Annotated in this window: 6 protein-coding genes and 1 tRNA gene; 3 read left to right on the plus strand and 4 right to left on the minus strand. The window is 31.1% G+C overall.

Going from position 1 to position 6,457, the window contains the following annotated elements; translation table 11 throughout:
• The 4 genes from Q0C58_RS06805 to Q0C58_RS06820 form a co-directional block, all read right to left on the minus strand.
• Positions 1 to 539: gluconokinase (locus Q0C58_RS06805; protein ID WP_290699150.1), on the minus strand; the 539-nt coding region annotated here is incomplete at its 3' end.
• Between the two features lie 9 nt (positions 540 to 548).
• Positions 549 to 1,577 carry a polysaccharide lyase family 7 protein gene (locus tag Q0C58_RS06810; protein ID WP_290699152.1) on the minus strand — a complete coding sequence of 343 codons (1,029 nt, stop codon included), beginning with the start codon at positions 1,575 to 1,577 and terminating at the stop codon, positions 549 to 551.
• A 26-nt stretch (positions 1,578 to 1,603) separates the two neighbouring features.
• Positions 1,604 to 3,913: a chondroitinase-B domain-containing protein gene (locus tag Q0C58_RS06815; protein ID WP_290699154.1), complete on the minus strand. Its 2,310-nt coding sequence runs from the start codon at positions 3,911 to 3,913 to the stop codon at positions 1,604 to 1,606.
• A 320-nt stretch (positions 3,914 to 4,233) separates the two neighbouring features.
• Positions 4,234 to 4,315: transfer RNA gene (locus Q0C58_RS06820), tRNA-Leu, on the minus strand.
• Between the two features lie 144 nt (positions 4,316 to 4,459).
• Between Q0C58_RS06820 and Q0C58_RS06825 the strand changes: the two genes are divergently transcribed.
• The 3 genes from Q0C58_RS06825 to Q0C58_RS06835 all read left to right on the plus strand — a co-directional run.
• Positions 4,460 to 5,401 carry a ribose-phosphate pyrophosphokinase gene (locus tag Q0C58_RS06825; RefSeq protein WP_290699156.1) on the plus strand — a complete coding sequence of 314 codons (942 nt, stop codon included), beginning with the start codon at positions 4,460 to 4,462 and terminating at the stop codon, positions 5,399 to 5,401.
• Positions 5,402 to 5,453: 52 nt separating this feature from the next.
• Positions 5,454 to 6,077, plus strand: a complete 624-nt coding sequence (locus Q0C58_RS06830) for a 50S ribosomal protein L25/general stress protein Ctc (protein ID WP_290699158.1) — start codon at positions 5,454 to 5,456, stop codon at positions 6,075 to 6,077.
• 151 nt (positions 6,078 to 6,228) lie between these two features.
• The coding region (locus Q0C58_RS06835; RefSeq protein WP_290699160.1) for an aminoacyl-tRNA hydrolase at positions 6,229 to 6,457 on the plus strand (229 nt) is incomplete at its 3' end.

Here is a 6,457-nt window from a genome sequence, read left to right on the forward strand (position 1 = left end):
CATAGGCTTTTTCCCATAACTCCTAAACCAAATAATCCAAATTCCGAAGTCATTTTTAATTCGTTTTTTATCGTTTTTATAATATGCTCTGGTGTTAAGGTAATATCAATCTTCAAAGCATTTTTAGGTACTTCTAAAGTATCAAATTGGGATTTTAATAATTCCGAAGGCATAAAATGACCTGTTCTACTATTTAGTCTTTTAAAAATCTGATCGAAGCTTCCAGATAAATGCACCCATTTTGTTTGACTTTGGATAGTCTCACTTAATGTATCGCGATACTTTTGCTTTAAAGCAGAACAAACTATAACGCAACTATTCTTGCTAAGCTCCTTTTTTGCTAATTGATTTAAAGTTTCTAACCAACCTTGTCTATCATCATCATTTAAAGACTGACCATTAGACATTTTTTTTATGTTACTTTCAGGATGAAAGTCGTCTCCATCAAAGAAAGGTATGTTTAAATCTTCAGCTAATAATTTTCCAATAGTACTTTTTCCGCATCCGGAAACTCCCATTATGAATATTACTTTTTTCAATGCTGAATATTATATTTTTGGTTCTGTTCCTGAACTTAATGTACCTTCTTTAAACCAAACCTCAGCATAACTTCCGTTAGCATATTGTTTTACAATATCACCTCCATAAATTTCAGATTTAGTGCTTTTAGCGTTAGCTTGGTTATAAGCACCTTGTTTGAAATAATTGATTTCGCCAGCATAGGCAATTTCACGTTCAACACCACCACCTTTATCTCTATTTGCGTACACTTTTAAAACTTGTTCAGGAATATCTTTTCTTGTAGCAAATTCTGACTGTATCAAACTCTTTGTAAATTTAATAGTTTCATGACCTTCACTTATAAATGTGAGATACATGATGCCTTTATAAATATTTACTTCGTAACTAAACTCTTCACCTAAAGCAATACCATTTTCAGGCTCTTTTGGATAGGTTTCTGAACTTTCTCCAACAACAGAGAAATTATGTCCCCAAACGGCTGTTGAATAATCAAATCTTCCAATATTATCTCCTTCTGTATTAATTTCATAATTCCAAAAAACAGAGCCTTTTGTGTGACCTGGAAATTTTTTATAATAGATTTTTAAAGGTTCGTTTTCATGACCTTCATGACTATGAATTTGTCCAATTACTACAGAATATGAAGATGCTTTAGTAGCATCTCCTGTAGTTGACACATGCTGTACTTTTAATGTTCCAGTTAGTTTTCCACCTGTTTCAGGTATCCAATGTGCTTTTTGGCCAAGTTCTGTTCTTGTATTACTAGAAGTTCTTGACGTAATCCCAGAGTTTGGTGTTTTGTAGACTACCCAATTTGTCTCATTTTCATTTTCGACATAGAAAAAATCTTTTTTCTGGTAATTAACTAGATCTTCAACGTGTGTTCCATCTCCTAAAAGAATTTTCCATTCGTCCATAAATGGAAGTACGTTGCTTGGATATATTGTTACCTTTTCTGTTTCGTTTTTAACCGTTTCCTCTGGATTAGTTTTAGTCTCGTTTTTACATCCAACCATCAATAAAAAGGTGAAAATTGTAAATAGTGTTTTTTTCATGTATTTGGTTCGTTTTAGAGTTTAAATTAGTAAAACAGTGTCTGAACTAAGTTTTCTTCCGTCTTAATCTGTCCTGAATTAGTTATTGAATTTTCTGATTCTACATTATTTTTTGCTCCCCAAAGAATAGAAACAAACTTTACCTTATTGTTTTTAAATGTGTTATTGTTGATATTCACATTCACAATACCATTGTGGTTGAACAGTCTTTTATTTTTCTCTTTTGCACCACAATTAGTAAACGTACTGTTAGACACTAATAGATTTCCACCAATTGTAGACTCATCATATCCACCTCTATAATAATCAATAACATTTTGTTTTACGTTGTTGAAATTACAATTGTTTATGGTTAAATATTCTGTATTATAATCACCTCTATCGTTTGTCTCTTCAGATAATTCTATGCCGTTTTCACAATTTGAGATAGTCGTTTTATCAAAAGTAACACGTTCTGAAAAGGATTGCTTATATACTCTTAAAACATAATTAAAATCGCTTATTTCAGAATTTAAAACTGTTAATCCAAAATGATTAAACATATTCTCTTTTAAACTCGCAAAAGCATAATTTGAATTATTTCCTTTTAAGATCATATTATTTACTGTCAGTTTTCCGTAAGGTTGTAAAGAAAACAATGGTGTACTAGATGCTCCAGAAAAAACAAGTTGTGCTTTCCCGTTAGATTGAATAGTAAGCGTTTTATTTATTACTAAAGATTTTGAAATTGTATAAACACCTTCTGCTACTGCGATAATATCTCCATTACTTGCAGCATTTATTTTAGTTTGTAATTCTTCTGCTTTAGTTACAGTATGAGTTACTAGATCTTTAGTTTCAATTTCGTTAGAATACCAAGACGCACCATATTTAGACTTATCTAAAATATTAGGATTAGCAATATCTACTCCTACAACTGCACCTATACTTTTACTGTCTTTTCTAGAGTTGCCAAATAAGTCTTTTTCAATAGTGTTAAAATCAAATCCATTAAAAGCTTCAACATCACTTGAAATTCCTGTTGGAAGCATAATGTTATCTGATACTTTTTTCAACTCTAGAGAGGTAGCAGTAATTCCTTCATTAAAGTTATTAAACTCTACACCTTTATTATCTACTATATTATTTTTAAATGAAACACCATCTGCTTTATCGTTTTCTACTACAAGGCCTTCATATCCTTTTTCATTATAAATAATATTATTAGCAACAGTTGTTCTAATTGCTCTTGCAGAACGGATTTCAGATTTTGGTAATACATTTGCTTGCGCAATGTTTTGCCCAACACCAAATTGCCATGGTGCACTACAATTAACATACGTGTTATAAGCAACAACTACGTCTGTTACTTGGTTATAACGATTTAATGGTGATTTTGGAATACCGTTCATCACTGCCAATGGGCTTCTAAAGCTTTTTCCTTTTAAGTTGAAAAAATAATTATTGGTAACCCAATGTCCTGTATTAATAATACGAATTCCACCATATTGTTCATTTACGCCATCTCCAATAAAATAGTTACCATCGATGGTAACATAGTTTCCGTGACGAGTAACTACAGATCCTTCACTTTTATAAAATACATTATTCCTAATTTCATTGAAATTTGTTTTACTTGAGATTATTTCAACTTCTCCATTACATGCTTCGAACAAGTTATTTGCTATTGTAGTATTACCTGGTGACATTGATGTAAAGCTACTTCCTAACTGAATAGTTTCGCCTCTTGCTCCACCTTTTCTAGGTCGTGGACCGAAATGGTTATTTACAATTTTATGGTAATTTTTAATACTTTGAACTCCTTTTAAATCTACTCTTACAGTTGGTCCACCGTTTGTTTTTCCAGCGATGTAACAGTTACTTAATTCATTATGTCGTCCATAAAACTGAACCCAAAGATCATCATCATCACGTTGTAGTTTATTAAAGTCTACGATTACACAGTTTGTAACTTTACAATTATTTGCAATAGTGTTTGCGTCTAATCTAAAAGCGATTACGTTTTTGGATGGTGAATATCCATTTCTAAAATGCAAACCACTAACTTCTAGATATTCGCCACCAAAAGCTAGATTTGAAACACCCTCAATAAAAACTTCTCCTTCAGTTTCTGCTTTAATTGTTATTGGCTTGTCTTTAGTTCCTTGTCCTGTAAATTTAATTTCAACATCTTTCCAAACGCCATTTGTTAAAACTATATTATCTCCAGGTTCTGCATTTTTTATGGCTTCTTTTAACTCTTCGTTATTAGAAATTAAAACGTTATCTACTATTGTATTTTCTTTACAATTAAAGGCGAGTATTAGTATTGCGAAAGCTAAAAGTTGGTTTTTCATTCTTGTTTTTTAGTTATTAATAAGTAACGTTAAATTAGTAGTATTTTACTTTAGAAAAAGGCTTGCTTACAGTTAAGCTTGAATAATTTCCTACTTTAAAATAATTTTTAAAAATACCATTTTCCAAACTTATGGTACACACTAATTAAAAATTGGTTTACCAGACTGGTAAACCAAATATAAGATTAATTTTAATACTACTAAATAATTTGCTGCAAAGCTGTCAATATAAAATTGTAAACGTATTTAGTGAGGCATTACTAAATATAACTTTTTTAAACAGTTTAACAAAAAAAAACAAAACAGAAGTTTTAGCTTTGTACTCAAAGTGGGAATCGAACCCACACTTCCGAAGAAACTGGATTTTGAATCCAGCGCGTCTACCAATTCCGCCATTTGAGCAATTTCTGTACACAAAAATATATCTTTTTTTGTTAAATGCCTTAAAAATAGTGTTGATAATGCTTTATAGATAGAAAAATAATTCTAAATTTGCACCTCATTAAAAATAACGTGGTGTTTATCACTACTTTAAACATTTTTACGATGCCAAATACTAAGCCAGACGCAAAAATATTTTCAATAACGCAAAGTAAAGCTTTAGCCGAGAAAATTGCTACAGCTTATGGCGCAGAATTAGGAAACGTAATTACATCGACTTATAGTGATGGTGAATTTCAACCATCTTACGAAGAGTCAATACGTGGTTCTAGAGTTTTTATTATTGGATCTACCAATCCAAGTTCTGAAAATTTAATGGAAATGTTATTAATGCTTGATGCTGCCAAACGTGCTTCTGCTAGACATATTACAGCAGTTTTACCATATTTTGGCTGGGCAAGACAAGATAGAAAAGATAAACCTAGAGTTCCAATAGCAGCTAAGTTAGTTGCTAAAATGTTAGAAGTAGCAGGAGCTACTAGAATAATTACAATGGATTTGCATGCAGATCAAATTCAAGGGTTCTTTGAAAAACCAGTAGATCATTTATTTGCATCTACTGTATTTTTACCTTATTTAAAGGAGTTAAATTTAGATAATTTAACTATTGCTTCTCCTGATATGGGTGGAAGTAAAAGAGCTTATGCTTATTCTAAAGCGTTAGAAAGTGATGTAGTAATATGTTACAAACAACGCGCAAAAGCCAATGTAATTTCACATATGGAATTAATTGGAGATGTAACCGATAAAAATGTAGTTTTAGTAGATGATATGGTGGACACAGCTGGAACATTAACTAAAGCAGCAGATTTAATGATGGAACTTGGTGCATTAAGTGTTAGAGCAATATGTACACACCCAATATTGTCTGGTAATGCTTACGAAAGAATAGAAAATTCGAAATTAGAGGAATTAATAGTAACAGATTCAATTCCGTTAAAACAAGAAAGCAAAAAAATTAAAGTTATAAGTTGTTCAAATTTATTTGCTGAAGTAATGCATAATGTGCATTTTAATAAATCTATAAGTTCTAAGTTTTTAATGTAGCTTTTTAGTTATACAAATTAAGTTTATTAATAATTAAATATAAATAATAAAAATGAAATCAATTACAATCAACGGATCTCAAAGAGAAAGCGTAGGCAAAAAAGCAACAAAAGCCTTACGTAATGCTGGTCAGGTTCCTTGCGTACTATACGGAGGAGACAAAGCAGTTCATTTCTCAGCAGCTGAATTAGCATTCTCTAAATTGGTGTACACACCTAATGCGCATACAGTTGTAATAGAAATAGAAAGCGAAGGTACTTTTAATGCTATTTTACAAGATATTCAATTTCATCCTGTAACAGATAGAATTCTACATGTAGATTTCTACCAACTGTTTGATGATAAAGAAATTACTATGGAAATTCCAGTAAATTTTATTGGTAACCCTAAAGGTGTAAGAAATGGTGGTGTTTTGCGTAAAAACAACCGTAGCCTAAGAATAAAAGCTTTACCAGGTAATTTACCAGATTATATCGATGCTAATATCGAGGAAATGAAAATTGGTGATAAACTTTACATTAGTACTTTAAAAAATGAAGCTTACACATTTATGCACCCAGAAAATGGAGTTGTATGTTTAGTAAGACGTTCTAGAGCAGCAATTGTTGTAGATGAAGAAGAAGGTGAAGAAGGAGCTGAAGGAGATGCTCCAGCAGCCGAACCAGCAGCAGAATAAATAATTTATTCCATAAATAATACTAAAGCATTCTGAAATATTCAGGATGCTTTTTTATTTTTACTCAAAAAGAAATTTCAATATGTTAAAACGACTTCGAAAATTCTTTAGAATAAGTACCGAATCAAGTACTATTGAAAACACAGATATTATGAAAAAATTCCTGATTGTTGGCTTAGGAAATATTGGCGAGAAATACGAGCATACACGCCATAATATTGGTTTTAAGATTCTAGATTATTTCGCTAAAAAGGAAAACCTAAATTTTGAAACACAAAAACTAGGAGACATCACAACTTACAAACTTAAAGGCAGAACTTTTATTCTACTTAAACCAAGTACTTACATGAACTTAAGTGGAAAATCATTACACTATTGGT

The sequence above is a fragment of the Lacinutrix sp. genome (assembly GCF_023299985.1).
In the GTDB taxonomy this organism is placed as follows: domain Bacteria; phylum Bacteroidota; class Bacteroidia; order Flavobacteriales; family Flavobacteriaceae; genus Lacinutrix.